The sequence below is a fragment of the Roseovarius sp. D22-M7 genome (genome assembly GCF_037083785.1).
In the GTDB taxonomy this organism is placed as follows: domain Bacteria; phylum Pseudomonadota; class Alphaproteobacteria; order Rhodobacterales; family Rhodobacteraceae; genus Roseovarius.
On sequence record NZ_JBAPKY010000002.1, the window covers coordinates 143344 to 167624 of the forward strand.

25 protein-coding genes and 1 tRNA gene are annotated in these 24281 nt (G+C 65.8%); 18 read left to right on the forward strand and 8 right to left on the reverse strand.

Annotation, left to right across the window (positions count from 1 at the left end; translation table 11 throughout):
- Positions 1-19 precede the first annotated feature (19 nt).
- Together atpD and V8324_RS01710 are read left to right on the forward strand one after the other, a co-directional pair.
- Positions 20-1444 carry a F0F1 ATP synthase subunit beta gene (atpD, locus tag V8324_RS01705; protein WP_336418177.1) on the forward strand — a complete coding sequence of 475 codons (1425 nt, stop codon included), beginning with the start codon at positions 20-22 and terminating at the stop codon, positions 1442-1444.
- 41 nt (positions 1445-1485) lie between these two features.
- Positions 1486-1911, forward strand: a complete 426-nt coding sequence (locus tag V8324_RS01710) for a F0F1 ATP synthase subunit epsilon (protein ID WP_336418178.1) — start codon at positions 1486-1488, stop codon at positions 1909-1911.
- A 20-nt stretch (positions 1912-1931) separates the two neighbouring features.
- Here the strand turns inward: V8324_RS01710 and V8324_RS01715 are convergent, their stop codons facing one another.
- The 4 genes from V8324_RS01715 to V8324_RS01730 all read right to left on the reverse strand — a co-directional run bounded on the left by V8324_RS01715 (position 1932) and on the right by V8324_RS01730 (position 6556).
- The gene (locus V8324_RS01715) at positions 1932-3080 is read right to left on the reverse strand and encodes a pyridoxal phosphate-dependent aminotransferase (RefSeq protein ID WP_336418179.1); all 1149 of its coding nucleotides are present in this window, start codon (positions 3078-3080) and stop codon (positions 1932-1934) included.
- A 54-nt stretch (positions 3081-3134) separates the two neighbouring features.
- Positions 3135-4625, reverse strand: a complete 1491-nt coding sequence (gene dacB, locus V8324_RS01720) for a D-alanyl-D-alanine carboxypeptidase/D-alanyl-D-alanine endopeptidase (protein ID WP_336418180.1) — start codon at positions 4623-4625, stop codon at positions 3135-3137.
- A gap of 58 nt (positions 4626-4683) precedes the next feature.
- A complete protein-coding gene (locus V8324_RS01725; protein WP_336418181.1) occupies positions 4684-5310 on the reverse strand; it encodes a nicotinate-nucleotide adenylyltransferase in 627 nt (208 codons plus the stop codon).
- Positions 5311-5380: 70 nt separating this feature from the next.
- Complete coding sequence (locus V8324_RS01730; RefSeq protein ID WP_336418182.1) at positions 5381-6556, reverse strand: thiolase family protein; 1176 nt, start codon at positions 6554-6556, stop codon at positions 5381-5383.
- A 96-nt stretch (positions 6557-6652) separates the two neighbouring features.
- On the opposite strand from V8324_RS01730, the gene V8324_RS01735 reads away from it, so the two are divergent.
- Together V8324_RS01735 and V8324_RS01740 are read left to right on the forward strand one after the other, a co-directional pair.
- Positions 6653-6991 carry an STAS domain-containing protein gene (locus tag V8324_RS01735; RefSeq protein WP_336418183.1) on the forward strand — a complete coding sequence of 113 codons (339 nt, stop codon included), beginning with the start codon at positions 6653-6655 and terminating at the stop codon, positions 6989-6991.
- Positions 6992-7073: 82 nt separating this feature from the next.
- Complete coding sequence (locus V8324_RS01740) at positions 7074-7493, forward strand: ATP-binding protein (RefSeq protein ID WP_336418184.1); 420 nt, start codon at positions 7074-7076, stop codon at positions 7491-7493.
- Positions 7494-7861: 368 nt separating this feature from the next.
- Here the strand turns inward: V8324_RS01740 and hspQ are convergent, their stop codons facing one another.
- Complete coding sequence (hspQ, locus tag V8324_RS01745; RefSeq protein WP_336418185.1) at positions 7862-8188, reverse strand: heat shock protein HspQ; 327 nt, start codon at positions 8186-8188, stop codon at positions 7862-7864.
- Between the two features lie 185 nt (positions 8189-8373).
- Here hspQ and V8324_RS01750 point away from each other — a divergent pair, with 185 nt between their 5' ends.
- Positions 8374-8976 carry a transglycosylase SLT domain-containing protein gene (locus V8324_RS01750; RefSeq protein ID WP_336418186.1) on the forward strand — a complete coding sequence of 201 codons (603 nt, stop codon included), beginning with the start codon at positions 8374-8376 and terminating at the stop codon, positions 8974-8976.
- 16 nt (positions 8977-8992) lie between these two features.
- On the opposite strand, the gene V8324_RS01755 is transcribed toward V8324_RS01750, so the two are convergent.
- A tRNA-Leu gene (locus V8324_RS01755) sits at positions 8993-9078 on the reverse strand.
- 320 nt (positions 9079-9398) lie between these two features.
- Positions 9399-9803 (reverse strand): Lrp/AsnC family transcriptional regulator, encoded by a 405-nt coding sequence (locus tag V8324_RS01760; protein WP_336418187.1) that lies wholly within the window; start codon positions 9801-9803, stop codon positions 9399-9401.
- Positions 9804-9941: 138 nt separating this feature from the next.
- Here V8324_RS01760 and V8324_RS01765 point away from each other — a divergent pair, with 138 nt between their 5' ends.
- The 6 genes from V8324_RS01765 to V8324_RS01790 all read left to right on the forward strand — a co-directional run bounded on the left by V8324_RS01765 (position 9942) and on the right by V8324_RS01790 (position 14744).
- Positions 9942-10478 (forward strand): GNAT family N-acetyltransferase, encoded by a 537-nt coding sequence (locus V8324_RS01765; RefSeq protein WP_336418188.1) that lies wholly within the window; start codon positions 9942-9944, stop codon positions 10476-10478.
- 9 nt (positions 10479-10487) lie between these two features.
- Entirely contained in the window at positions 10488-10922 is a 435-nt protein-coding gene (locus V8324_RS01770; RefSeq protein ID WP_336418189.1) for a sugar 3,4-ketoisomerase, read from the forward strand.
- Between the two features lie 100 nt (positions 10923-11022).
- Positions 11023-11553 (forward strand): hypothetical protein, encoded by a 531-nt coding sequence (locus tag V8324_RS01775; protein ID WP_336418190.1) that lies wholly within the window; start codon positions 11023-11025, stop codon positions 11551-11553.
- Between the two features lie 174 nt (positions 11554-11727).
- Positions 11728-12525, forward strand: coding sequence for a hypothetical protein (locus V8324_RS01780; RefSeq protein WP_336418191.1), 798 nt, complete (start codon positions 11728-11730; stop codon positions 12523-12525).
- Positions 12522-13649, forward strand: a complete 1128-nt coding sequence (locus V8324_RS01785; protein WP_336418192.1) for a glycosyltransferase family protein — start codon at positions 12522-12524, stop codon at positions 13647-13649. The genes V8324_RS01780 and V8324_RS01785 overlap by 4 nt, the downstream gene beginning before the upstream one ends.
- Positions 13650-13655: 6 nt before the next feature.
- Positions 13656-14744 carry a DegT/DnrJ/EryC1/StrS family aminotransferase gene (locus V8324_RS01790; RefSeq protein WP_336418193.1) on the forward strand — a complete coding sequence of 363 codons (1089 nt, stop codon included), beginning with the start codon at positions 13656-13658 and terminating at the stop codon, positions 14742-14744.
- A gap of 26 nt (positions 14745-14770) precedes the next feature.
- Here V8324_RS01790 and V8324_RS01795 read toward each other — a convergent pair whose 3' ends face one another.
- Complete coding sequence (locus V8324_RS01795) at positions 14771-15646, reverse strand: LysR family transcriptional regulator (RefSeq protein ID WP_336418194.1); 876 nt, start codon at positions 15644-15646, stop codon at positions 14771-14773.
- 105 nt (positions 15647-15751) lie between these two features.
- Between V8324_RS01795 and V8324_RS01800 the strand changes: the two genes are divergently transcribed.
- From V8324_RS01800 to V8324_RS01830, 7 genes are all read left to right on the forward strand, one after another.
- Entirely contained in the window at positions 15752-16753 is a 1002-nt protein-coding gene (locus V8324_RS01800) for an Ldh family oxidoreductase (RefSeq protein ID WP_336418195.1), read from the forward strand.
- Positions 16754-16775: 22 nt separating this feature from the next.
- A complete protein-coding gene (locus V8324_RS01805; protein ID WP_336418196.1) occupies positions 16776-18227 on the forward strand; it encodes an aldehyde dehydrogenase family protein in 1452 nt (483 codons plus the stop codon).
- Positions 18224-19207, forward strand: coding sequence for a membrane dipeptidase (locus V8324_RS01810; protein WP_336418197.1), 984 nt, complete (start codon positions 18224-18226; stop codon positions 19205-19207). Before V8324_RS01805 ends, V8324_RS01810 begins: the two co-directional genes overlap by 4 nt.
- An 82-nt stretch (positions 19208-19289) precedes the next feature.
- Positions 19290-20861, forward strand: coding sequence for a BCCT family transporter (locus tag V8324_RS01815; protein ID WP_336418224.1), 1572 nt, complete (start codon positions 19290-19292; stop codon positions 20859-20861).
- Position 20862: 1 nt separating this feature from the next.
- A complete protein-coding gene (locus tag V8324_RS01820) occupies positions 20863-22545 on the forward strand; it encodes a hypothetical protein (RefSeq protein ID WP_336418198.1) in 1683 nt (560 codons plus the stop codon).
- Entirely contained in the window at positions 22545-23252 is a 708-nt protein-coding gene (locus V8324_RS01825; RefSeq protein ID WP_336418225.1) for a DUF3726 domain-containing protein, read from the forward strand. Before V8324_RS01820 ends, V8324_RS01825 begins: the two co-directional genes overlap by 1 nt.
- Before the next feature lie 45 nt (positions 23253-23297).
- Positions 23298-24260 (forward strand): ABC transporter substrate-binding protein, encoded by a 963-nt coding sequence (locus tag V8324_RS01830; RefSeq protein WP_336418199.1) that lies wholly within the window; start codon positions 23298-23300, stop codon positions 24258-24260.
- The last annotated feature ends 21 nt before the right edge of the window (positions 24261-24281 follow it).

Genomic DNA, 24281 nt, shown 5'->3' on the forward strand with positions numbered 1-24281 from the left:
GACAAACCGGAGACCAAAAATGGCAAACGCAAAAGGCAAAGTGACCCAGGTCATCGGCGCCGTGGTGGACGTGCAGTTCGGCGATCACCTGCCGGCGATCCTGAACGCGCTGGAGACCGACAACAACGGCAAGCGGCTGGTCCTCGAGGTCGCGCAGCATCTCGGCGAGGACACCGTGCGCTGCATCGCGATGGACGCCACAGAGGGCCTCGTGCGTGGGCAGGAGGTCACCGACCTGGACGGTCCGATCACCGTGCCTGTGGGCGACGCCACGCTGGGGCGCATCATGAACGTGATCGGCGAGGCGATCGACGAGGGCGAGCCGATCAAGTCCGACGAACGCCGCGCCATTCACCAGCCCGCCCCCGCCTTCGACGAGCAGTCGACCGAAAGCGAGATCCTGGTGACCGGGATCAAGGTGGTCGACCTGCTGGCCCCCTATTCCAAGGGTGGCAAGATCGGCCTCTTCGGCGGTGCCGGGGTGGGCAAGACGGTTCTGATCATGGAACTGATCAACAACATCGCCAAGGTGCATTCGGGTTTCTCGGTCTTCGCCGGTGTCGGCGAGCGCACGCGCGAGGGCAACGACCTCTATCACGAGATGCTCGAATCGAAGGTCATCAAGCCCGACAACCTGACGGAAAGCCAGGTGGCACTGGTCTACGGCCAGATGAACGAGCCGCCGGGGGCCCGCGCCCGTGTCGCGCTGACCGGCCTGACGCTGGCCGAGAACTTCCGCGACAGTTCAGGGTCCGACGTGCTGTTCTTCGTCGACAACATCTTCCGCTTCACGCAGGCGGGTTCCGAGGTGTCGGCGCTTCTGGGTCGCATTCCGTCCGCCGTGGGGTATCAGCCGACGCTGGCCACCGACATGGGCCAGATGCAGGAACGCATCACCTCGACCAAGGCCGGCTCGATCACCTCGATCCAGGCGGTCTACGTGCCCGCGGACGACCTGACCGACCCGGCCCCCGCGACCACCTTCGCCCACCTGGACGCGACCACGGTTCTAAACCGCGCGATCTCGGAACTGGGTATCTACCCCGCCGTTGACCCGCTCGATTCCAACTCGCGCCTGATGGATCCGCAGATCGTGGGCGAAGAGCATTACAAGGTGGCGCGCGACGTGCAGGGCATCCTGCAACGCTACAAGGCGCTGCAGGACATCATCGCCATTCTCGGGATGGACGAGCTGAGCGAAGAGGACAAGCTGACCGTGGCCCGCGCCCGCAAGATCCAGCGGTTCCTGTCGCAGCCCTTCGACGTGGCCAAGGTGTTCACCGGCTCGGACGGCATCCAGGTGCCGCTGGAGGATACGATCGCCTCGTTCAAGGCGGTGGTCGCAGGCGAATACGATCACCTGCCCGAAGGCGCCTTCTACATGGTCGGCGGCATCGAGGACGTGAAAGCCAAGGCCGAGAAGATGGCCGCGGACGCCGCATAATGTCGGGCGGGGCACCTGCCCCGCCATAACAGGAGGCCGAAATGGCTGAGACAGTGCAATTCGATCTGGTGAGCCCCGAGCGTCTGCTGACCTCGGCCGCCGTCGACGAGGTGCAGATCCCGGGGGCCGATGGCGACATGACGGCGATGGCCGGTCACGCCCCGCTGATCACCACGCTGCGTCCCGGTCTCGTGCGCGCCACGAGCCGCGAGGGCGAAACCGAGTATGTGGTCACCGGCGGCTTCGCCGAGATCGACGGCGACAGCATCTCGGTGCTGGCCGAACGCGCGGTCCCCCGCGCGGACATGACCCAGGACGAGATGAAATCCATGGTGGACGAGGCGACCGAACGCCTGAACGCCGCCAAGCAGGCGCAGGACAACGAACCCGGACCGGTCGACGAGGCTGCCAAGCTGCTGTCGGACATGGTTGCCGTGGGCGAGCGGATAGGCCTGTCCCCGAACTGAGCCGCGAACCGCGCTCAGGTTCAGGCGTTTTTCCTGACAGTACCGGAAACATCGGCGGCCCCTGCGGGGGCCGCTTCTCGTAGCGCAACGGGCAACGCGCGCGCCAGCACCTGGAGATCCTGCGGGCGGCCGCAGCTGATGCGGATGCAGCGCGACAGCGGCGCGACGCCGGGCATGCGTACGAACACCCCCTGCCCCTGCAAGGCCGTCAGCACCTCGCGCGCGAAATCGCCGTCTCGCCCGCAATCGACCGCCACGAAATTGGTGGCCGAGGGCAGCGCGGTCAGCCCGTTCCCGGTCGCGATGCGGGCGATCTCGTCGCGCGCCGCGCGCACTTCGCCCTGCACATGAGCCAGCCACTGGGTATCGCTCAGCGCGGCCTGTGCGCCGGCCTGCGCCATGCGGGTCATGCCGAAATGGTTGCGGATCTTGTCGAAGCTCTTGATCAGCGGCGCGTCGCCGATCGCGTAGCCCACGCGCGCCCCCGCCATGCCATAGGCCTTGGAAAAGGTGCGCATGCGGATTACGCGCGGATCCTCCGGGTCGATCCTCGCCGCCGTGCCGTCGGGGGCAAACTCGACATAGGCCTCGTCGAGACACAGCAGGCAGCCTTCAGGCAGGCTGTCGAGCGCCGCGAGGATATCCGTTCCGCGCCGCCACGTGCCCATCGGGTTGTCGGGGTTGGCGAGGTACAAAAGCTTCGCATCCACCGCATACGCCTTTTCGATCAGCGCCGGCAGATCCTCGTGATCGTCGCGGTAGGGCACCTTGTGCAGCGCGCCGCCAAACCCGTTCACATGGTAGTTGAAGGTCGGATAGGCTCCGTCGGAGGTAACGACGGCATCGCCCGGCGCGATCAGCAGCCGCACGAGATTGCCCAGAAGACCGTCGATCCCCTCGCCCACCAGCACGTTGCCGGGGGCCACGCCCATGTGGTCGGCCAGCGCCGCGCGCAGGTCGTGGCAATCGGGATCGCCGTATTTCCAGACCTCGGCGGCCTCGGCGCGCATCGCCTCGATCGCATTGGGGGATGGGCCATACAGGCTTTCATTCGCACCGAGCCGCGCCGCGAAGGGGGCGCCGCGCTGACGCTCCAACTCTTCGGGGCCGACGAAGGGCACATCGGCGGACAGGCTTTCGATCAGCGGGGTGTAGCGTGGTCTGGTCATGATCCCAGTTAACGGGATGCGGACGGCTGTTGCAAGCCTGCGCGGGGTTGCGGCTCAGCCGTCATGCACCGCGCTCCACCGCTCGATCAGGGCCTGCTGCAGCTTCTTGGCGCGGCCGTTCCACGCGCGCGCGCCCGGCGGGCGTTCGTCGCGTGCCGTATCGAGGCGCGCGCGCAAACTGTCGCTCGAGGTGAAGATGGCAAAGGTCAGATCCGCGCCCTGCGGCGTCGTGACATAGCCCGCGAGGCCGCTGACGAAATAAAGCGTGCCGGTCTTGGCCCGCACCTCGACCGGATGATCGCGATCCACGCGGCCATTCGCGTCGCGCATCCGGTGCGCGCGCAGCAGGGGCCTGAGCAGGTCCGACCCGCGCGCCCGCGCCAGCCCCTGCGCCATCGCCGCCGCCGTCAGCCGCGAGCGGTCGCTGAGACCGGAATGATCGCGCAGATCCGTCCCGGCCATCTCCAGATCCTCCGCCGCCCACGCGCTCATCGCCTGCGCCGAGCGCTCCAGCGGCAGCGGACGCCCTTGCCGCTGCGCGGTCGCGGTCAGGCCCACGAGCTCTGCGGTGAGGTTGGTGGAATATTTCAGCATGTCGCGCAGGATGCCGTCGAGCGGCACGCTGTGATGGGTCACGAAGACGCTGCCCGCGGGCAGGTCGTCGATCACCTCGGCCTTGCCGAGGGCGATGCCGTGCGACCGCGCCAGCGTCGCAAAGACCTCTGCGGCGTAAAGTTCTGGCTTGCGCACGGGCAGCCACCGTGCGCCGCCCGACCCGAGCGCGCCGCGCGCCACGCTCCAGTCGTCACGCGCGCCGGCATCCTCGTAGGAATAGACCGGACCGCGGCGGTCGGCGACCTGCATCCGCGCGACGGTCACATCCGGGCGGTAGCGCCCCGCGCGGGCATCCATCGACACCTCGTATTTGCCGCCCGCGCGTTTCCATTCGAAATGCACCCGGTTGAAATTGAGGTTCAGCCCCGAAAGCGCAGGATTGTAGCCGACATGTTCTGGCTGTCTTTCGTCGATCGCGCGCTTGAACGGTAGCGCCCCGCCCCAGACCAGAAAGCGCCCGCGCAGCTCGAACATGCCGGCGGCCTTCATGCCTTCGGCCAGGCTTGCAAGCGCCCGTGTGTCCAGCGTCGGATCCCCACCGCCCGCAAGGATGAGGTCGCCTTTCAGCACGCCGTTATCCAGCACGCCGGTCGCGATCAGGCGAGTGGTGAAGCGGTAGTCCGGGCCGAGGGTGTCGAGCGCGTAAAGCGCGGTGACCGCCTTGGTCACGCTGGCCGGGGGCAGCCCCGTGGCGCCCGCATGCTCTTCCAGCACGCGGCCGGTTCCGGCCTCGGCCACCGCGAAGCCCACCTGCCCCGAAAGCCGCGCCTTCTCGATCAGTGCGGCGGCACCGGGGGCAAGCCGCGCGGCCCCGTCTTCGGGCCGCGCGACCGGGCGAAGCGACACCGCGGGCGCTCCGGCCATGGCGCCTCCCGCAAGCGCCGACAGCGCGCCGCCAAGGAAAACTCGTCTCGAAAAATACCGTTTCATGCGCCAGAGTTAACCGCAGGATCATGCGCGGCGCAATCGGCTTTCGCATGGCGACGGATCATTTCGGGTCCCCGATCTCGCGCGGGTCCGCGACGCGTCCCTGCGCCCGCAGCGCGCTTGACGAGATATCGACCATCGGCACGTTGACAAAGCACCATGCAGGCACCGTCGCACGGCCCAGAAGATGGCTGGCATGGGCAGGCATCTGCCTTGCGCGATAGATCCGCGCCGCCGGCGACATCCGCGCCGAGATCCGCTGCCCGGGCCGCGCCAGCACCCCCACCGGCACGGTTTCGAGGATGCGCCGCCAGTCCTGCCAGAGATGGAACTGCGCCAGGTTGTCGGCGCCCATCAGCCAGACGAACCGCATCCCCGGGGCCGCCTGCCGCAGCTCCTGAAGCGTCTGCGCCGTGTGGCGTGTGCCGGCGCGGGCCTCGAAATCGGTGATCGCGATGCGCGGATGATCGACCAGCGCGCGCGCAGCTTCCAGCCGGGCGGTCAGCGGCGCCGGACCGTGGGGCTTCAGCGGGTTGCCCGGGCTGACCAGCCACCAGAGCCCGTCCAGCCCGAATCGCTTGAGCGCCTCGCGGCTGATATGGACGTGACCGGCATGCGGCGGATCGAAGGATCCGCCCAGCAGGCCGATCACCTGGCCTCGGCGGACATGGGGCAACGCGTGTTTCATATGCCCCGTCATCGTCAGCCCGGGTCACGGTGTAAAGCGAAAAGACCCCGGCGGGGGTGCCGCGCGCCGCTCAGGTCACCCGCTCGATGGCGATCGCCGTGCCCTCGCCGCCACCGATGCAGATCGCCGCGACGCCGCGCGTCAGGTCGTGGGTTTCCAGCGCGTTGAGCAGCGTCACCATGATCCGCGCCCCCGAGGCGCCGATCGGATGGCCGAGCGCGCAGGCGCCGCCATGCACGTTCACCTTGTCGCGCGGCACGCCCATCTCGCGCATGAAGGCCATGGGCACCACTGCGAACGCCTCGTTGACCTCCCAGAGGTCGACATCGTCCACGGACCAGCCGATCTTCTGCAACAGCTTTTGCGCCGCCGGCACCGGCGCGGTGGTGAACCAGCCCGGGGCCTGCGCATGGCTGGCATGCCCGAGGATACGCGCGCGTATGGTCAACCCCTGCGCCCGCGCGGCGTCGCGCGAGGCCAGAACCAGCGCCGCCGCCCCGTCGCTGATCGAGCTCGAATTCGCGGGCGTCACCGTCCCGCCCTCGCGGAAGGCGGGCTTGAGATGCGGGATCTTCTCTGGGCGCGCAGTGCCGGGTTGCTCGTCGGTGCCGACTGTGACCTCGCCCTTGCGCGTCCTGAGTGTCACCGGCGCGATTTCGGCCGCGAAGGCCCCCGATTTCTGCGCATCGAGCGCGCCCTGGAGCGAGCCGAGCGCGTACTCGTCCTGCGCCTCGCGCGTGAACTGGAATTTCTCGGCGCAATCCTCGGCGAAGGTGCCCATCAGTCGACCCTTGTCATACGCGTCCTCGAGCCCGTCGAGAAACATGTGATCGACCGCGCCGGCATGGCCCAGCCGCGCACCGCCGCGCATCTTGGGCAGAAGATACGGCGCGCAGGACATCGACTCCATCCCGCCGGCGACCATCAACGCTGTATGGCCCAGAACGATCTGGTCGAAGCCCATCATCGCCGCCTTCATCCCCGACCCGCACATCTTGTTGAGCGTGGTGGCGGGCACGCCCTCGCCGAGACCGGCGGCAAATCCCGCCTGCCGCGCCGGGGCCTGTCCCTGTCCCGCCGGCAGCACGCAGCCCATCAGAACCTCGTCCACGGTAGGGCAACCCGCCTCCTTCAGCGCCGCCGCGATCGCCGCACCGCCCAGAACCGGCGCCGCGACCCCGTCGAAATCGCCCATGAAGCCCCCCAGCGGCGTGCGGGCCGCGCCGGTGATCACAACCTCGTTCATCCTGCATCCTCCTTCAGGGTTCCCGATCCGCGCAACCGATTGGTAAGGAATCGGGTCTAGTGTCCGTCAGGAAAACCATAACACGCCGGAGGCTGCATGGAACTCTCGACGACCCGTCATGGGGACATGGCCATCGCGACCGTGATCGCGACCCGGATCGATGCCGCGGCGGCGATCGCCTTCAAGGATGCGGTGCGCGCGGCCGTTGCGGATGGACCCGATCACGTGGTGCTCGACCTGCGGCAGGTCACCTTCGTCGATTCGAGCGGCCTTGGCGCGATCGTCGCGGCGATGAAGGGCATGGGCGCGGGGCGCAGGCTCGATTTGGCAGGGCTGACGCCGGACGTGGCCAAGGTGTTTCGCCTGACACGCATGGACAAGGTGTTCGTGATCCATGACGATCCCGACCGGCTGATCGCGCGCGCGACGGGATGAACCGGCCCACGTCGCGCGGCACGGCATGTCGTGCAGGACGTCGGACTGATGAAGGACGGGCGCGCAGCAAATGAAAGCCGAGGTGACGTTCACTTGTGACGCGACGGCGCTCGATGTGCGCCGGATGCTGGCCGAGTTGCAAGAATGTCTGGCGGTCGAAACCATCGCCGACGACGATCGCGGCACGGTCGACATCGCGCTGGCCGAGGCGCTGAACAATATCGTCGAACATGCCTACCACCCCGACACCCCCGGCACCATCACCCTGACGCTCTGGATCGGTCCCACGCGCGTCAGCTGCGAATTGCGCGACAAGGGCGTGGCGCTGCCGGGGCTCGAACCGCCTCATGCCGCGGCACCGGATGTCACCGGCCCGCGCGAGACGCTTCCCGAGGGAGGCTTCGGCTGGTCGATTATCCACGCGCTGACGGCCCGCCTGTGCTATCTGCGTGACGGCGCCGAGAACCGGCTGATCCTCGATTTCGACATCGCCTCGTCATGAAATATGCTGCCGTGGGCGCGTCACCGCGATATGACCACAATCCCGGCAAATCGATGTCACAAACGCGCGTCAAAACGCTAGAGTAGCCGAAAGGCTTCCCTCGGCGCCGCGTGTCCTTGCCCCCACCTTAACGCGGCGTCGAGGTTTCTTGCGCGAGTCGAGGTTTCTTGCGCGAGATGTCTGTAACGTCCATCGGGTCTTCGCCCGGATGCGAGTCAGGAAACGGACCCGAACCGCCCTTCGCCCGGGTCGCGTCCACAATGTCTTTCATGATGCGCCCCATGTCCCGCGCCGCCGTTTTTCCGGACGATGTCACGCAATTCCCAAGGTCGGGTGCGCGCCCATCCTGACGCGGCCGGTTCATCCTGTCAGTTCAGCTGGAATTGCAGAGGGTAATGCCCGTCCTCAAACGGACCGAACATGTCCGGTATGTCCGGGTGGTCCACCGGCTCGCCCGAGTAATCGGCCACGAGGTTCTGTTCGCTGACATAGGCGATGTAGTAGCTCTGATCATTCTCGGCCAGCAGGTGGTAGAACGGCTGCTCCTTGGCCGGGCGGCTGTCCTCGGGGATCGACGCGTACCATTCGTCTGTATTGGCGAATTGCGGATCCACGTCGAACACAACCCCGCGAAACGGGTGCTTCTTGTGACGGACCACTTGGCCCAGGTGATATTTCGCTCGTGTTTTCATCATGACCTCATCATGCCTATCACACTCACATATCCAAGCAAGGCTGGGTTGTCCAATCCTCGGCGGAATTCAGCGGGACCTTTTGCGCCAGAGGCTATCACACCGGCGTGATCATGACTCGGGCAAATTCGCGTTTCCACCCACGGCCGGTTTCCGCTATGTTGCCAGAAAACGAAAGCGAGAGGCAGATGAGCAGAACTCTTCGCGCACTGGTTGTCCTTGTCCTGCTGTCATCATGCGGCGGCGGCACCGGATACGGCACGGCCCCGCGCAATCTCGACAACGCCTGTGCGATCCTCGCGGAGCGCCCCGAATATGCCCGCGCCTTCCGCGCGAGCGCGGCCCGGTGGGGCGTCCCAGCGCATGTGCAGATGGCGACGATCCACCAGGAAAGCAAATTCGTTAGCGATGCACGCACGCCGTTCCGCTACAGTCTCGGGGTGATTCCGCGCGGGCGGATCAGCTCGGCCTACGGCTATTCACAGGCCCTCGACGGCACTTGGGACGAATACAAGTCCGAGACCAACAACTACGCGGCCAGGCGCAGCGACATCCACGACGCCGCCGATTTCATCGGCTGGTACATGGCGGGGTCGAGCGACCGCCTGGGGCTTTCACCCTATGACGCGCGCAACCAGTATCTAGCCTATCACGAGGGCCGTTCGGGCTATGCGCGCGGCAACCAGAACACCAAGCCGTGGCTGTTGCGCGTCTCGGACAACGTGGCGCGGCGCGCCGATCGCTACCGCGCGCAGCTTGGCAGTTGCCGCGAAGGGCGCGGCCTGGTGTGACCGCGGCGCCGGTGACTGGTGCGGGCGGCCGGACTCGAACCGGCACGGCCTTTCGGCCCAGGCATTTTAAGTGCCATGTGTCTACCATTCCACCACGCCCGCACGGCGGGTCCGAGGGTCGTCCTACTGCCGCGCCGCGCTGAAAACAACGTGCTTGGCAGCAAAATGGCGGCATTTCATCGCCGCAGCGCCCCGGTCGTGAGAGCGCTTGCCAGCTTCGCGCCCGCCGCTTGCGCCTGTTACGACAGGGCCGCCCGGTAACAGGCGCAATCATGTTTCGCGGTGACTCGCGCGACAATTCACCGGTTTGCCGATGACAGCAGACCGCCGGTTCTAGGCTGGGTCTCCACCGCCATGACGCCGACCAGAACGCGCGATTGACGCCTCTGTCACGCCACACACGGGCACCATAATGGCGGGTGTCAGATCACGTCCGACAGCGCATTTTCCTTGACCGCCTGCATCCCCACGTAGTTCGAGGTATTGGCCAGATGCGGGAGTTTTGAGATCTGCTCTGCCAGCACGCGCCGGTAATCGGGCATGTTCCGGGTCCGGACCTTCATGAGATAGTCGAAATTTCCGGCGATCAGGTGCACCTGCTCGATCTCGGGGATCTTGGCGACCGCGGCGTTGAACTCGGCCAGCAAGGCCTCGCGTATGTCGTGCAGGCGGACCTCGACAAAGCTGACATGGTCGAGCCCCAGCAGGATGAGATCGAAGAGCGCGCGATATCCCTTGATCACGCCATCGCGCTCCAGGCGCCGCAGACGGGCCTGCGTGGGCGATTTCGATACGCCGCGCGCCCCCGAAACGACGGCCCCACGCAAGCAGGCAAACGCCCTCCACGACGCGGGTCGGGGTCGCGTTCCGCACCCGAATGCCCGCCGGCGCGGACGGTCAGGATTGCCTTCGCCCTGCGCCGCCTTTATGAGGGAATTCAGACATAACCGCTTGGCAGGGTCTGCATGAACAGTATCCACGAAATCGCAGGAAATTGCCTGCGCCTGCGCCTCGTCGCGCCGCCGGATGCCGCGTTCATCCACGCCCTGCGCACCGACCCGGCCTATAACGCGCACCTGTCGCCGGTAACCGGAACGGTGGCCGATCAGCAGGCCTGGATCACCGCGTACAAGGCCCGCGAGGCAGCGGGACAGGAATTCTACTACATCATCGAACGGCAGGACGGCGTGCCCTGCGGCACCGTGCGGCTTTACGGGATCACCCAAGACAGCTTCACCTGGGGCAGCTGGATCCTGAATGCCGACAAGCCGTCCGGCGCGGCACTGGAAAGCGCGCTCTTGTCCTTCTCGGTCGGCTTCGAGGGTCTGGGTCTCTCGCGGGCCGATATCGACGTGCGCCGTGACAACGCGCGGGCCATCAGTTTTTATCGCCGCTTCGGCATGACAGAGACCGGCGCGGATTCGGAGAACCTGTATTTCGAACTCACCGGCGCGCGCTTCGCCGCCTTGAGCGCGTCGCTGCGCGAACAGCTGGAGGCCTGAGATCCCATCATGACCCCGAAGCGCCCCATGCCCGGCGGCAGCGTACGGATGATCGACCTGCCGGTGGTGTCCGACCCCCGCGGCGACCTGACCTTCGTCGAGGGTGGCACCCATGTGCCCTTCGACATCGCGCGGGTCTACTACCTCTACAACGTCCCGGTCGATGCCGAACGCGGCGGCCACGCGCACAAGGTCTTGCAGCAGGTCGTCTTCGCCCTCTCGGGAAGTTTCCGGCTGAAGGTCGATGACGGCGTCGAGCAGACCGAGTTCTGGCTGCGCAACCCCCGCCACGGCGTACTGATCGACCGCCTGATCTGGCGCGAGATGGACAGCTTCAGCCAGGGCACCGTCTGCATGGTGCTGGCCTCGCATCCATATGACGAAGCGGACTACATCAGGGATCACACTGAATTCAAAAGAATGGCCGCTCGAAATGTATCCTAGAGTGTTTGTCCTCTGCACCGGCCGATGTGGCAGCGATACGTTTATCCGTGCTTGCTCCCACATAACAAATTATACGGCTGGTCATGAAACAAGAAGCAGATTGATAGGCGACGAGCGCATTGCCTATCCATGCAATCACATTGAGGCCGACAACAGGCTTGCGTGGCTCTTGGGCAGGCTTGACCATCGTTATGGTGGTCATGCGTTTTTTGTGCACCTATTAAGACAAGAATCCGCTGTTGCTGAAAGCTACAGCAAAAGGCTTTGGTGGGAAGGTTCGATACCACGAGCATATCGTGACGGAATCCTAATGTTAAATCAAAGTACGGACTTTGACGTATGCCTGGACTTTGTTCGAACGGTAAACGCAAACATCGAATTTTTCCTGCGGGACAAGCAGAATAAGATGGAGTTTAATCTCGAAGCAGCAGAAGATGACTTCGAGAAGTTCTGGTATCTCGTAGGCGCAGAGGGGAACTTGACTGCAGCTTTAGACGAATGGAAGCATAACTCAAATACGACAGAGGAAATGCTCAGGAGGCAGCAGCAACAGAGCATGTCACTCGAAAAGAGTCAGCCAAATTTCGCGAAACTTTTTGCAAGTAAGATCAAGAAGAAACTGCTGGAGTGAAAATCGTCCAGCGAATTCAAAGCTACGCCCCATATATCCGCAGTCGAGCAGCGTTGCGGTACAGGCGATCACTCGATCTTTGCCGAAATCCATGATGCGCTGCTGTGTGATGGATATTCCTTGCACAGCGGGCAAGGAGGCCAATGGACGAGACATCCGGAAAGGTGCGGGAAAATGACCGAAAAACAACTCCCCCCAACTTTTCGCCGAGTCGAATTCTTCGGCACAACGGGTTCCGGAAAGTCAACGCTCGCCCGAAACATGCTCGCCGATCCGTCGATATTTTCCAAGCACGACATAGAGCTGCGCAACGGCAGATTACTGTGGCAAGAGGTGCTCAGCCACCGAGAGACGGACGTACTGCCCAGTCACGGGGTCAAGCACTCGCTCAAGGGGCGCTTCCTGCCCGGGAGGCAGATTCGCCCAAGCATCACGCGGATTGTTGATACGCTTTGCCCGGATTCACCGGAAATGAATCGAGCTTTCAATGCGTTACTTGCAGCCTATCAAGGCACGCCAGCAGGAATTCAATTTTCGGCAGGTCTGGTTGGATGGGCGCGAAATGAGTGTGCGGTTATTCAGTGCGAAGATTATTGGCGCAATCATATGGGCAAAAATGGCAACTTCATGCTGTTATATGAAGAGAGCTTGGTGCATTTATCAGTCGGAATGCTGAAATTCGCTTCATCGGCCGAAAATTATCTGGAGAAGGTTCTGAAACTGCTTCCAAAAAGTGAACTTTATGTTTATCTCGTTGCGCCTCTGGAGGAATGTCGCGCCGCGATTGAAAGAAGGGATGAGAATGGAATTCAAAAACGTATGAGGCTCGATAGCCTGCTGGCGGGAAGCCGACTCTACGCACAGGCCGAAGAACATTTGATTGCCCAAGGGAACATGGTCATGCGTATCGATCGAACGCAGTCTGCACAAGAAATCTCCACACAAATCCTGAGCCGGCTCGTGAAACCATGAAGACCTACCAGTGTATTCACAATTACCCTCCCCACATCCCCGCCTTCGAGCGGCGTTGGGGCATAGGCGATCACTCGACATTTGCAGACATCCATGAGGCGCTGCTACAGGATGGGTATGCGTCGGTCTACCGCCTCATTCCATCGCCACGCCGCGCCGACGACGCGGTATTCTTCGTTGTCTGGAATTACGAACGGCTGCAAAAGGCCTGGGCGCGCGAAAAAGGGCTCGATACCGACGATCTTGATGAAATCAGGTATGCACAGATCGAGGATTTCGAGCCTGACATCGTCTACGATTTCTCGTCCTTTGCATCATCTGACTTCGCAAGCGAACTTCGTCGCAGATACACGGGGCCGATCGTGTGCTGGAACGGCTTTCTGAAAGACGACGACCCCCCGGTCAATCCCGCCTATGACGGCTATGTCTCGCTGCACCGCCCCTATGTCGAAAGGTGGCGCGCCAAGGGGTATCCGGCGCTTGAATTGCAGCCCGGCATCGATCCGGCATGGTCCGATATCGACGTCCCGACATTCTCCGACAGGCCCGAGGATCTCATCCTCTACGGTCAGATCACATCACATTTCAAGGGCCGTGCGGACCTGACGCGGGACGTCGCGCACGCCGCGTCCGCGCGTGGCTTCCGGTTCACCTGTCATGCCCAGGCCAAGAGAAGATACCGCCGTCCCGGCGGGCGGCTGGCGCGTTACGGGATCGAGCTTCCGTTCCTGATCAAGTGGCCCGACAAGACATTGCGGCAATGCCTCAGCCCGCCGCTCTACGGAATCGAGCTTTACGAGGGGATCCGGCAGTCCAAGGCGGTCCTCAACAACTTCACCGATCTGAGTGTCGGCTTTCACAGCAACATGCGAATCTTCGAGACAATTGGAAATGGAACCCCGCTCGTGACACCGAAGGGCGTGTATCCCGACGGGTTGGAGGACGGGATCGATTACCTTTCCTTCGAGTCGGTCGAGGATATATCCAATCACGTGACCCGAATTAAGGCAGAGCCCGAGGCCGCCCATGCCCATGCGCAGCGGGCAAAGGCGCGGATGGCCGAGACGTTCAGCAAGGAGCGGCAATATGATCTGTTCTTCGACTTCGCATCTGCGCTTGTGTAACCTGCGATGATTGCCTTCCTCGATCTCCGTGCCGCCTATCTCGAACTCAAGCCCGCGATCGACGCCGCCGTCGCCCGCGTCACGGACAGTGGCTGGTACATCCTCGGGCCCGAAGTGGAAGCGTTCGAGGCGGAATGGGCCGACTTTTGCGAGGCACGGCATGCGGTCGGGCTGGCCAACGGGCTCGACGCGCTGACGCTGGCGCTGCGGGCGCTCGATATCGGGGCGGGTGACGAGGTGATCGTGCCCTCGAACACCTATATCGCCACCTGGCTCGCGGTCTCGGGCGTCGGTGCTGTGCCTGTCCCGGTGGAACCTGACCCGGCCACCCACAATATAGATCCCGCCCGCATCAAGGCGGCGATAACGCCGAATACCCGCGCGATCCTGCCCGTGCATCTTTACGGACAGCCGGCCGACATGGACGCGATACTCGACATCGCCCGCGCACATGGCCTGCGCGTGATCGAGGACGCGGCACAGGCGCATGGCGCGCGCTACAAGGGGCGGCGCATCGGCGCGCATGGCGACATCGCGTGCTGGAGCTTTTATCCCGGCAAGAACCTCGGCGCACTGGGCGATGCCGGCGCCGTGACCACCGACGACCCGGATCTCGCCGAGCGGATCGCGCTGCTGCGCAATTACGGCTCGCGCCGGAAATACGTCAACGAGGAGGCGGGCGTGAATTCCCGCCTCGATCCGCTGCAGGCCGCGGCGCTGCGGGTAAAGCTGGCGGTGCTGAACGACTGGACCGAGCGCCGCCGCACCATCGCCGCAACCTATGCCGAGGGGCTGGCCGGCAGCGATCTGACCCTGCCGCACGTGCCCGACTGGGCCCAGCCCGCGTGGCATCTCTACGTCATCCGCAGCCCCGACCGCGACGCGCTGCAGGCCCGGCTGACAGAGGCCGGCGTGGGCACGCTGATCCACTACCCGATCGCGCCGCACATGCAGGCGGCATATGCGCATATGGGCATCGCCGCCGACGCGCTGCCGATTGCCCGGCAACTGGCCGGCGAGGTCCTCAGCCTGCCCATCGGGCCGCACCTGACGGCGGAGGACGCGCAGGCCGTCGTTCGGGCGTGCCGCGCGTAGGCGTCCCACGTCACTTTACGACAAGTTCACGCCCCGGTCCGGCAACTCGCAAGAAGATCCTCCATGAACGCCGTGCAGACCGGGCTGGGGCTGCGGCCCTGGCGCAGGACGACGCCCACCTCCCGCTCTGCGCCTGCATCGGCCAGCGGCAGCGCCACGAGATCCGGCGGCAGAGAGACCGTGGCGAGCCGGGGCAGAAGCGTCACCCCCGCCCCTGCCCGCACCAGTGCCAGCAGCGAGATCACGTTGCGGGCCTTCAGCGCCGAGCCGGCGATCAGCGCGTGATACGCCTCGGCGCCGATGCCGCGCGAGGCATCGTTGCCGATGAGGCGTTCCCCGGCGAGGGCCTGCCATTCCAGCGGTTCGGAACACCGCGACAGCGGGTGCACGCGCGGGCAGACCAGCAGAAACGGATCGCGGAAAAGCGGTGTCAGGCTCAGCCCCGATCCCGGCGTGGCCGTCCCGGCGATGCCGATCTCGACCGTGCCATCGGCAACCGCGGCATGCACAGAGGGGCTGTCGGTATCGACGAGGTCGACGGTGACCCCGGGCCGCGCGTCGAGGAAGGCCGCAAGGATGCGCGGCAACAACTCTGCCGCGACCGACGGCACCGAGGCCAGCTGTAACCGGCCCTGCCGCCCGGTCGCCCTGGCCTCGATCCGCTCGACCGCGCGATCATGCTCGCGCAGAAGATCCCGCGCGATCCCGAGTATTTCTTCGCCAAGCGCCGTAAGCCTGTTCTTGCGGTCATTCTGGAACAGTGCCGCGCCCAAGTTCCGCTCGAGCTGGCTGAGCGTCATAGAGATCGCCGACGGCGTCCGGAAAAGCCGCGCCGCCGCATCGCGGATATTGCCGCACTCGGCGACGGTCACGAAGGTGCGCAGGCTTGGAACATTCACCATGCATAAACGTTACAGTTTTTCTGAAACAATCCCAAGAATAATTTGATTGAACTGACGCTGATCCCTTCGCAGACTACCTTTCATTCTTGAGACGGGGGAACCGGGGTGGCGCAGCGGCAATTCGATCTCGACGATGTGGAACGCTTGGCGGCGGATGCGCTTGCGCGCGCCAACGCCGCGCCGCACCAGGCAGCACCCGTGGCACGTTCCACCCGGCTTGCCGAACGCGACGGGATCCGCAGTCACGGTCTGATGTATGTGCCGGTCTATGCCGAGCATCTGCGCTGCGGCAAGGTTCTTGGCGATGCGGTGCCCGAGGTCAGCCGCCCGCGCCCGGGTGTCGTCCGGGTCGATGCCGCGCACGGCTTTGCGCATGCCGGGATCGATGCCGGCTGGCCCGACTTCGTCGCGGCGGTGCGCGAACAGGGCATCGCGGCGCTGACGCTGCATCGGTCGTACAATTGCGGCGTCCTCGGGCATCACGCGGCCCGGCTGGCCGAGGACGGGCTGTTGGGGCTGTGCTTCACCAACGCGCCGGCCAGCATCGCGCCCACGGGCGGCAAGCGGCCGGTGGTCGGCACCAATCCTTTCGCACTCGCAGTCCCCGACGGCGCGGGGGGCGCGCTGCTGGTCATCGACCAATCCGCCAGTGCCGTCGCCAAGTCCGAGATCATCATGCGCGCCCGGCAGGGCGAGGCAATCCCGCCGGACTGGGCGCTCGACGCCGCCGGCAACCCGACCGAGGATCCGCAGGCCGCGCTTGCCGGTTCGATGCGGCCGGCGGGCGGGCAGAAGGGCTTCGGCGCGGGGCTGATGGTCGAGATCTTCGCGGCGGTGCTCGCCGGCGCCAATCTCGGCCTCGATGCCAGCCCGTTTTCAGGGCCGAACGGCGGGCCGCCGGGCACCGGGCAGGTGTTCATCGGGATCGATCCCTCGGGTTTTTCCGGCGACGCGTTCGGCCCCGCCATGACCCGGCTCGCCGACAGCATCACGTCGCAGGAGGGCACCCGCCTGCCCGGCGCACGGCGGGCCATCAACCGCGCGCGGATCGAGGCCGAAGGCGTCACGGTTCCGCAAGACCTGCTGGACCGCATCGCGGCGGCCTGAGCGCAAGAGAAGAAGGACGATCATGACAGACGAGACCCGAAACTTCATCGCAGGCGCTTGGCAGGCCGGGGCCACCACCGCGGAAAACCGCAACCCGTCTGATCTGTCCGACGTGATCGGCCACTACGCGCAGGCCGACGCGGCGCAGCTCGAGGCGGCGCTTGCGGCGGCGCGCGACGCACAGGCCGCATGGGGCGCGACCGGCCCGCAAAAGCGCCACGACGTGCTGATGGCCATCGGCACCGAGCTGATGGCGCGCGCCACCGAGATCGGCACCATGATCGCCCGCGAAGAGGGCAAGCCGCTGGCCGAGGGCAAGGGCGAGACCTACCGCGCCGGGCAGTTCTTCACCTATTTCGCCGCCGAGGCGCTCCGCCAGATCGGCGATACCGCCGACAGCGTGCGCCCGGATATCGAGATCGACGTGCGCCGCGAACCGGTCGGCGTGGTGGCGATCATCAGCCCTTGGAACTTTCCTATCGCCACGCCGGCGTGGAAGATCGCACCGGCGCTGGCCTTCGGGAACGCGGTGATCTGGAAGCCCGCCAACCAGACCCCCGCAAGCGCCGTGGCGTTGACGGAAATCATCGCGCGACAGGACCTGCCACCGGGTCTGTTCAACCTCGTGATGGGCCCGGGCAGCGAGGTCGGGCAGCGGCTGGTGGAAAGCCCGCAGATCGACGCGATCAGCTTCACCGGGTCGGTCCCGGTGGGGCGCGGCATCGCCGCGGCGGCGATGGCGAACATGACGAAGATACAGATGGAGATGGGCTCGAAGAACCCGATGGTCATCTGCGACGATTGCGACCTCGATCTCGCAGTCGCGCATGCAACGGGAGCGGCCTTCGGCGGCACCGGGCAGAAATGCACCGCCGCCTCGCGGCTGATCGCGCAGGACGGCATCCACGACGCCTTCGTCGAGAAACTGGTCGCGGCCGCCAAGGCGCTGAAGGTCGGCCACGCGCTGGAAGACGGCACTCAGATCGGCCCCGTGGTCAGCGAGGCGCAGTTGCGCGGCAATCTCGACTATATCCGCATCGGCCGGGACGAGGGCGCGGAGCTGCTTTGCGGCGGCGAGCGGCTGGAGCGTGCGACCGACGGCTACTACATGGCGCCCGCCGTCTTCGCCGGCACCACGGGCGCCATGCGCATCAACCGCGAGGAAATGTTCGCGCCTGTCACCTGCGTGCTCAAGGCCGGCAGCTACGGCGAGGCACTGCAGATCGCCAACGACACCCAGTTCGGGCTGACCGCAAGCATCATGACCCGCGACCTCGCGCGCGCCACGCATTTCCGCCGCAACGCGCGGGCGGGCTGCGTGATGGTCAACCTGCCCACCGCCGGGACCGATTACCACGTCCCCTTCGGCGGGCGCGGCGCATCAAGCTATGGCCCCCGCGAACAGGGCCGCTATGCCGAGGAATTCTACACCACCGTCAAGACCGCCTACATCCATTCGGGATCTCCGGTATGACCGCACCCCGCATCGACGCGCTGCAATATGCCAACTGGTCGGAAAAGATATTCCGGCAGATGCGCGAGGGCGGCGTCGATGCGGTACATGCGACCATCACCTACCACGAGAATTTCCGCGAGACGGTGCTGAACATCGAGGCGTGGAACCGCCGGTTCGAGCGCCATCCCGACCTGATATTCCAGGGCTTCAGCGCCGCGGACATCACCCTTGCGCAGGACACCGGGCGCACGGCGATCTTCTTCGGGTCGCAGAACCCAAGCTGCATCGAGGACGATATCGGGCTTGTCGAGGTGCTGCACCGCCTTGGGCTGCGCTTCATGCAACTGAGCTACAACAACCAGTCCTTGCTGGCGACGGGCTGCTACGAGGCCGAGGATACCGGCCTTACCCGGATGGGCCGCGAGGTGGTGACGGAAATGAACCGCGTCGGGCTGGTGGTCGACATGAGCCATTCCGGCGAACGCTCGACGCTGGAGGCGATCGACCATTCGACCCGGCCCATAGCCATCACCCATGCCAACCCCGCAAGCTGGCACGCCGCGCGGCGCAACAAGTCCGACCGCGTTCTCGATGCGCTTTCCGAAAGCGGCGGGATGCTGGGCTTTTCGCTTTACCCGCATCACCTGCGCGGCGGCAGCGACTGCACCCTGACCGATTTCTGCGAGATGGTCGCGCGCACCGCCGACCGGATCGGACCGGACCGCGTCGGCATCGGCACGGACCTCTGCCAGGACCAGCCCGACAGCGTCGTGGACTGGATGCGCGCGGGCCGCTGGACCAAGCGCATGGATTACGGCGAGGGCAGCGCGGCCGCGCCCGGATTCCCGCCGATGCCCGGCTGGTTCCGCGACAACCGCGATTTCGGGCAGATCGAGGCGGGCCTGCGCGGCACCGGCCTGTCCGACACGGATGTGGCGGGCATCATGGGCACCAACTGGCGCGCCTTTTTCGACCGGAGCTTCGGCCCCGTTTCATGACACGGACCCAACCGCGAGAGGTGTCACAAGATCGCCTCCGCCATAACCGACGGATAGAGACACCATGACGGACAAGGACATTATGGCGGACATCCTTCCGCCCGGACCCGGCAAGCGCGAAAGCGGCCTCGACGGGGTCAATCTTCCGATCTTCTTCCTGACCGGCGGGTTCATCGCCGCGGTCTGCATCCTTGCCCTGGTGAGCCTCGAGACCCTGTCGGCCATCGTCGACACCTCCTTTGCATGGTCGGCCCGGTTCTTTGGCCTCTACTGGCAGCTTCTGCTGCTCGCGACCTTCTTCATCGGCCTCCTGATCGCCGTGCTGCCGGGCGGAAAAGCCATCATGGGCGCCCTCGACAAACCCGAATTCACCGTCTTCCAGTGGGGATCGATGGTGATGTGCACCCTGCTGGCCGGCGGCGGTGTCTTCTGGGCGGCCGGCGAGCCGATGGCGCATTTCGTCTCGGTGCCGCCGCTTTTCGAGGGGGTCGAGGCGAACACCGCAGAGGCGGTGCCTTACGCGCTGGCGCAATCCTACCTGCATTGGGGGTTTCTCGCCTGGGCCATCCTCGGCAGCCTGACCACCGTGATGCTGATGCATTACCATTATGAAAAGGGCCTGCCGCTCGCGCCGCGCACGCTGCTCTACCCTGTCTTCGGCGACCGCGCGATCAGCGGACCCATCGGCTACATCGCCGATTCGGCGTGCATCATCGCCGTCGTCGCCGGCACGGTCGGCCCGATCGGATTTCTCGGGCTGCAGGTCAGTTACGGGCTCGAGACGCTTTTCGGCATTCCAGATGTCCTGACCACTCAGGCAACCGTCATCGCCGTGCTGACCTGCATCTACCTGATTTCGGCGATCACCGGCGTGAACAAGGGGATCCAGCTTCTCAGCCGGATCAACATGATCCTGGGCGGCGTCCTTCTGGCCTTCATCCTCGTGGCCGGGCCGACGGTCTTTCTGTTTTCAAGCTTCTTTTCCGGGCTTTCCACGCATCTGGCCAACTTCTTTTCGCTCGCGCTCTATCGTGGCGAGGCCGGTCTGTTCGAACCTGCGGGCTGGCTGGGCTGGTGGACGGTGTTCTTCTGGGGCTGGTTCCTGGGTTATGGCCCGTTGATGGCGATCTTCATCGCCCGCGTCAGCCGCGGCCGGTCGATCCGGTCCATCGTGATCATGCTGTCGATCGTCGCGCCGCTGGTGACCATGGGCTGGTTCACCATCGTCGGCGGCACCGGCCTGGGGCTGGAACTGGCCAATCCCGGCACGGTCTCGACGGCGTTCGAGGGGTTCAACCTGCCCGCGGCGCTTCTGGCGGTGACACAGGCCTTGCCTATGGGCTTCATCGTCTCGCTGCTGTTCCTCGTGCTGACGACCATCTTCGTCGCGACGACGGGCGACTCGATGACCTATTCGCTTTCGGTGTCGATGTCGCATGGCGTCAACCCGTCGACGGCGGTGCGCGTCTTCTGGGGTCTGGCCATGGGCGTAATGGCGATCATCCTGATCTCGGTCGGCTCGGGCGGGATCGGCAAGCTGCAAAGCTTTATCGTGGTGACCGCGGCGCCGGTGTCGCTGATCCTGCTGCCGTCTTTGTGGGACGCGGTGCGGATCACGTTGGAAAAGGGCCGGGCCTTGAAAACGGGAGGCTAGGATGAACGGACCCGTCGAGACAGTTTCGGACGACACCGTGGCGGCGTTCCGGCGCCATCCGGCCGAGGTCATGCGCCTCGACCGGATGGGGTGCAGCCACCCGACGCGGCTGTCGTTCCTGCGCCAGCTACTGCGCCGGATCACCGCCGAGGGGTGGCGGTTCGACCGGCCGGTCTGGGACATCGACGCGCGCGGCGTGGGCCGCGCCGTCTACCGCATGACCGGGCCCGAGGACAGCCTCAGCCTCGTGGCCTTCGCGCATGACCTGCCCGACGAGGCGCGCTCGGACCGGGTGATCGCGACGGCGTGGGACGCGACCTTCACGCTTTTCGACGGCACGCCCGACGCCGCGGATCTGGACAGGCTCGCCGCCAACGTGCCGCTGCAGGAAGCCGGTCGCGTCACCCCGCGCGAGTTGTCGCTCAGCCGCGCGAACCGCTCTGTGCGACTGTTCGAACATGTGGTCGCGCGGCTGGCCGCGGGTCAGCAGCCCAACCCGCAGATGCTGCGCGAGACGGGCTATCTGATGCGCACCACCGCCGTTTACGGATCCGGCAAGTTCGGCGCCGCTGACCGCGCGATGATCGCGGGGCGCCCGGCGCTCGGCTCTCCCTTCCAGGCCGAGATGCTGTCGGTCTGGCTGATCCGCGCCTTCACCGTCGATCTGGTCGAGCATCTGGCGCAGTTGCGCGGCGGCGAGGGCGCCGTGCCGCTTGCCGCGGATCTGCGCTGCGAGCTTGGCGTCGGCAATTCCACCGGGCTCGGCATGGCGCCGTTCCTCGTGCGGCATCCCGTGCTGCTCAACAACTGGATGATGGCCCGCGAAGAGGCGCTCGCACGGGTGCGAGCTCAGGACCGTGCAACGGATCATGCGCTTGCCGGGTTTCGCACGGCGCTGGCGGCGGCGGTTCAAAACGCATCCGACTGGCAAAGCGCGCATCCCGTGCAGGCCGCCAAGCTCGACGATCTGCGCAACGGCCTCGCGCGGCTCGAGACCCATGTCGCGCAGGACTGGAACACCGACGCGCCGCACCCCTGGGACGGGCTTTGGCACTGGGGGCAGGCGCATTTGCCGCTCGAGGCGCAGGAGGCGCTGCTGGCCGCGATGCTCGAGCCGCATGGCGACCTGATCGACGGTCTGGCCGGGTGCATGCAGGCCGACGAAAAGGCACAGTTCGGCATCGACGGCACCATGCGCGTGGCCGACCTGCGTCACATCCTGCGCGACCATTACGGCTGGGCCATCGAAGCCGATTTCGACGACCCCGCCCATTGCGCGCGCTTCTGGTACATCTCCGAGGAAAAGCTCGAACCCCGCCTCGGCGAACGGTTCGAGGAGGACGGCGCGGCGCGCGAACTGCCGCTCGATACCGGGCGGCGGGCGGCGGCGCTTTGGGCGGCGCTTGAAGATGAGCCGCGGGACGCCCCGCTCGCGCGATTCCTGCTGGCGCATCCCGAACACCGACTGATCGTGCGCCGCGCGCAGATCACCGCGCGCCATCCCTTCGCGGAAATCCGCGACAACCTGATCGACGCGCAGATGATGCCCATCGACCTCTTGCGCTACAAGCTGGCGCTTTTCGGCGCCACCCGCTTCGATCCGCGATCCGACCGCTGGTTGCGAATCAGCCTCTTCCAGGGCGCGCCCTATCCCGACGATCTCGGGCGCGGCGACGGGGCGTGATGGTGTCGCCGGGCGATCCGCCGCCCCCGGGGGCCGCACCGACCAGCGACCGGCCCGTACGCCTGTCGCTGTCCGAGATCAACGCCCTCTGCTTCAAGGCGGCGCGCGGCGCCGGCCTTGACTGGGGCGAGGCCGAAGAGGCCGGGTGGGCCGCCGCGTGGCTGTCGCGCGCGGGCCTGCCGGGGCCGTCGATCACGCTGGCCTTGCTGACCGAGGCCCCGGACCTGGCCCGCCCCCGACCCGCGCCGCAGCACTGGAAGGCGACCCCGGGCGCGCAGTGCCCGCTGCGCTGCGGTATCGCCCTGGCCGATTTCGCCGGCCTGCCGGAGGGGCCGGGCGCGGGCACGCTCCACATCGGCCGCGTCGCCACTCCGCTGATGCTGCTGCCCTTCGCCGCGCGCGCGGCGGGGCGCCTCGGCACGGGGCTGCACGTCACTTGGGACCAGCACGGGGCCCTCGTGCATGCCGCGAATGTCGCGCCACAGCTCGATCCGGTCAGGCAAGAGGGGGCGCAGCCCGCCGACGTGGCGATCACCGCGGTGCAGGCGACCACCCCGGGCGGGACCGTGCAGGGCGCGCCACCGCCGATTCCCGCCATCAGCCTCGACGACTGGCGGGCCCTTGACGCGCTCGCGCTGCATATCACCGTTCCCGCCTCGGTGCAGTCGCGCGCCGGGGCCGGTGCCGCGGGCACCGACAACGATTGAACGACCGCCCCTAAAAACGAAAACCAACCAACCGGGAGACAAACCATGAAGAAACTCACACTCGCCTGCGCCTTCGGCGCCCTGACAGCACCCGTGACGGCGCATGCCGATTGCGGCGAGGTTTCGGTGGCCGAAATGAACTGGGCCTCGGGCCAGATCATCACCAAGATCACCGCCTTCCTGATGGAACAGGGCTATGGCTGCGACGTGCAGATCGTGCAATCGGCCACGACCACGGCGATCACCTCGCTGGCCGAGAACAACGAGCCCGATGTCGTCCCGGAGCTTTGGGTGAACTCGGCGCAGGCCTATTTCCGCCTCGAGGAAGAGGGCAAGGTGCGCAAGGCGGCCGATGTCTTCGCCGATGGCGGCAGCGAAAACTGGTGGGTGCCCGCCTACCTCGTCGAGGCGCATCCGGAACTTGCCACCATCGACGGCATCCTCGACAACCCCGAACTGGTGGGCGGGCGTTTCCACAACTGCCCCGATGGCTGGGGCTGCCGGATCGCCAATGACAACCTCGTCAAGGCGTTCGACTTCGAGCGCCACGGCATGGAGGTGTTCGACCACGGCTCGGGCGAGACGCTGCCCGCCTCGATGGCCGCGGCCTATGAAAACCGCGAGCCGTGGTTCGGCTATTACTGGGGCCCGACGGCCGTGCTGGGGCGCTACGACATGGTCGCGGTCGACATGGGTCCCCACGATGCCGAGATCCACGCCTGCAACCAGACGCAGGACTGCGCCAACCCGCGCAAGTCCTCGTACCCCGCGGCCCCCGTGCTGACCGTGGTGACGACCGATTTCGCGGAACGCAATCCCGAGGTCTTCGAGCTGGTCAGCAACATCTCGTTCGGCACGCAGGAACTGAGCAACCTGCTGGCCTGGCAGACGGATAACAGCGCCTCCGCCGAAGAGGCCGCGGTGCATTTCCTGACCGGCAACAAGACGACGTGGATCGACTGGGTGAACGACGCGGCGGCGGAAAAGCTGGCCGGCATCGCCGAGTGACGCGACCCGCCGCGGGGCCGT